Source organism: Fulvivirga aurantia, from assembly GCF_009711475.1.
GTDB classification, from domain to species: Bacteria; Bacteroidota; Bacteroidia; order Cytophagales; family Cyclobacteriaceae; genus Fulvivirga; species Fulvivirga aurantia.
In genome coordinates this window covers 1-3,736 of the sequence record NZ_SMMD01000538.1, presented here as the reverse complement: position 1 = coordinate 3,736, position 3,736 = coordinate 1, and the positions used below count along the sequence as shown (strand labels likewise).

The window sequence follows — 3,736 nt, the reverse complement described above, 5'->3', positions numbered from 1 at the left end:
GAAAGAGAAGGTAATCAGATAAAGTACTACAGAAATGACATCCGGTTCTATACATCAGAAATCCTCAGTACGTCTGAACTTTCAGTAGATATATCAATGTATAAGCTCAATGATGAGTTTGCTAATATATATACTTCTTTTATAGCTCAAGACAAATTGGAACTCCAAGTCCTTCGAGACATCTATGAATCAACAGATGGAGCTAATTGGACCGACAATACCGGATGGCCTACAACACCTGCAGAATGGGACTCTATCACTTCAATAGATCAGGTTGTAGGTTGGTATGGCGTAACTACTGACAATGGAGATGTGGTGGGTTTATCTTTCTCAAACACGGAAATGAATGGTACAATACCTGCAAGTTTGGCACACCTAAAATCGTTGAAAACTTTGAAAATGAGTAATCACCCTGCCTTATTAGGACCATTACCCGATATGACCGGGTTACCACTGGAAGATATTCAATTTTACAATGTGAAGTTAAACCAGGAGTTTCCACAATGGGTGAGTACTATGACTTCCCTCAAAACTTTGAAGTTTGACCTCACAAATTTATCTGGAACAATCCCTGATATAAGTAATCTTGTTGATTTAGAACTATTTCATGTTTCAAGAAATAATGTAACTGGGACTGTGCCTAATTCACTTAGTGGACTAACTTCTTTGAAAAATGTTAAAGTTTACAAAACACCTCTAAGTGGAGAATTTCCTAATATGAACAACACCAGAGTGGCAAACCTTCTTATCTATGAGAATGAATTTTCAGGGGCATTGCCAGAGATTCCTGCTACTACATCCTTTGTGTATGCTTACGACAATAACTTCGAAGGAGGTGTGCCGAGTAGTTATTTAACAGCCACAGGGCTGACCAGACTTTACCTACGAGACAATCAACTAACAGAACTACCGTCCTTTAAAGATCATCCAAATGCCAGCATCTTACAACTTACCGTACATGGCAATTTTCTCACATTTGATCAAATAGAGCAAAACCTTGACCTATCTTCACCAGATACACATGGATATGCAACATTTACCTATGCACCACAAAATACTTCAGAAGAAGTTATTGAAATAAGTGCTGGTGGGGATCGGGTAATAGAAAGTGATAGAAATCTAGGGCAATACGTTCAGTATCAATGGCAAAAATGGAATGGCAGTACCTTCGAAAACATTATCAATAACGCCAATGACAAGAACTATCGTGTTTTAGACGCCCTGGTAGGTGATAAGTTTAGATGTGAAATGACCAACAGTCACGTTTCCGGTGTGACAATTTATAGTTCAACTTTTGAAGTTAAAGAATTGCTTGATGATACTCCAGATGACTTCACACTCACCCCGCTTTATAATGGCAATATCACAGCCATAAAGTGGCGTACAGCTCAACCTGAAGGTACAACAGAAGAAGCCTTTGAAGGTATTTATTTATTTGATTACGATGAGAAATATCAATTAAAAGAAGGGATCTGGGGTGTAGACGGACCAACAGGAATAGAGACCAACACCAATAAATACAGATTAACCGGCCTTACTTACGACCTTAACGGTAATATAGAAACATTGAAGCGCTATGATGTCCTCAGTGATCGAAAGCATAACTTTAAATATGATTATAACTTAAATACCGATGGTACCCCTGCAGTTGACAAACAACAAAATAATCGTCTGCAAGGCATAGCAGGGTACGCTCAGTATCACTATAATAGTATCGGGCAGTTGGAGGCTGAAGTGAGTGAAGACGGAGAAAGTAAATATGTGGAATATGATGTAACTGGCAAAGTTACGGCAGTTTATGCTGATGAAAATAAGACACAGCTTAAGGTGAGTTACACTTATGATGACCGTGGTTTCAGGTTATCGTCTTTTAATACAGAAAGTGATATCAAAACCTGGTACATCAGGGATGCCTCTGGCAATGTGATGAGTATCTATGAAGAAAAAGTAACTGATCAGTTGCTTTCACAAACTGAAGTACCGGTATACGGATCTGGAAAAGTGGGTGTTTATTACCCTCAACAAGATGGGTCTACCGCCTATGAGTTGACCGACCATCTTGGCAATGTGCGTGCAGTGGTGAAAAGAAATAATATCACCTTCACGGCCACGATGGAAGAAACAAGGGAATTGAACTATACAAACCCCAGGGTAGAAGAGTCGCAGTATTTTGAAAATCTTTTCTCTAGTGAGATGTATAATTTGCCTCCCGGGCTTAATCATACCAGTACTGATGTAGTGGCAGACCCTAACCGAGCTGCTTACCTCACGGGTGATCCTGGTAGAATAATCGGTCCAGCCATTACACTTCAGGTAAATGCTGGAGATACTGTAAATCTCACTGCGTATGGAAAATATGAGAGCCAGGCTAGCTACGCTGCCCCTTTAGCACTAGCTGATATTGCAAGCGCTTTAACAGGCACATATGTGGGCTTCAATGGACAGGAATCTGCAGCTGCGCTGGAAGATATTTTTAGCGCTGCTTTAAGTGGATTTGCCAATGGTGATAGTGATCTTTCTCCTCATGCCTATATGAACTATATATATTTTGACAACGATTTTAATGTACTCGAAAAGAGAAAAGAGCGCCTACCGGAGGCTAACTCTTTTACCTCAGATCCTGAGAGTACAAATTGGCATACTTTCGGAAATGAACTAAATCCATATTTAGATATCAATCAGGATGGGTATCTTTATGTATATGTGTCTAACCACACACCTGGGACCAAAGTATATTTTGATGACATATCCGTTACCCTTAGCCAAAAGATAGTCACTCAGGCTACAGATTATTATCCTTTTGGCAGCGTTGCTAGACGGCTGAACACTCCTAACAACTATTTTAATCATGAACCAAAAGAGGGAAGGAGCCAGTTCGGTAAATTTTATAACTACGGCTATCAAGGCTGGTTTTCAATGGAAGACCCTGAGACAGGTTGGAATAGTTTCGAAGCGAGAATGTATAATTCTATCACTGGAAGATGGAACGCTACTGATCCGTATTGGCAATATCATAGCCCATATTTAGCCATGGGCAATAGTCCTATTTTATATGTTGATAAAGATGGTAGGATTGTATGGAGCGCCATTGGTGCCGTAGTCGGAGGTGCAATTGGCGCAGGATTTTCAATCTATGATCAGATTCAAAATGAAGGTAAGAGTTTTGAAGATTTAAGTTGGGGCCGGGTAGGGTTAGCCGGTGTTACAGGTGCAGCAGCTGGCAGTGGCTTTGGTTTATTGACAAGCGCTGGAGTTTTAGCTGCAGGTGAAGCAGCAGATCAAGTACTTGCCCATGGAGAGGTTAAAAGTTATACTAAAATAATTTTATCAGGTGCTGGGGGTTATATAGGAGGTAAAACTGCAAATTTAGTACATACGGGTCTTAGGAAGGTTGGGTTAGTTGGAGCTATTAATAAGGTTACCGCAGCCAATAGTTCCTCAAAATTAATAACACAGTCTACAGGAAGAGTACATATGTCTTCAAATTCTATTCAAAATGTTAGAATGGTAAGTGATGCAATGCGTGAGGGGATAGGTTCTACTACTGGTGGGTTCTTAACTATGGAATGGAAAAATTATATACCCGATATATCATGGCCTTATGATAATTTTGATGATTGGATGGATATGACATTTCCCGTGCGACAAAAGAATTGGGATGATGGTGCTAGAATAATAATTCATCCAGCACAATTTAAAGAAGGTTATTCTAACTAACGACTATGAAAGTAAGAGT

At 39.7% G+C, this 3,736-nt stretch carries 1 pseudogene; it reads left to right on the top strand.

Annotated features, from left to right (window positions below):
• A pseudogene (locus E1176_RS20510) lies at positions 1 to 3,717 on the top strand (hypothetical protein); the annotation flags it as partial.
• Positions 3,718 to 3,736 lie beyond the last annotated feature (19 nt).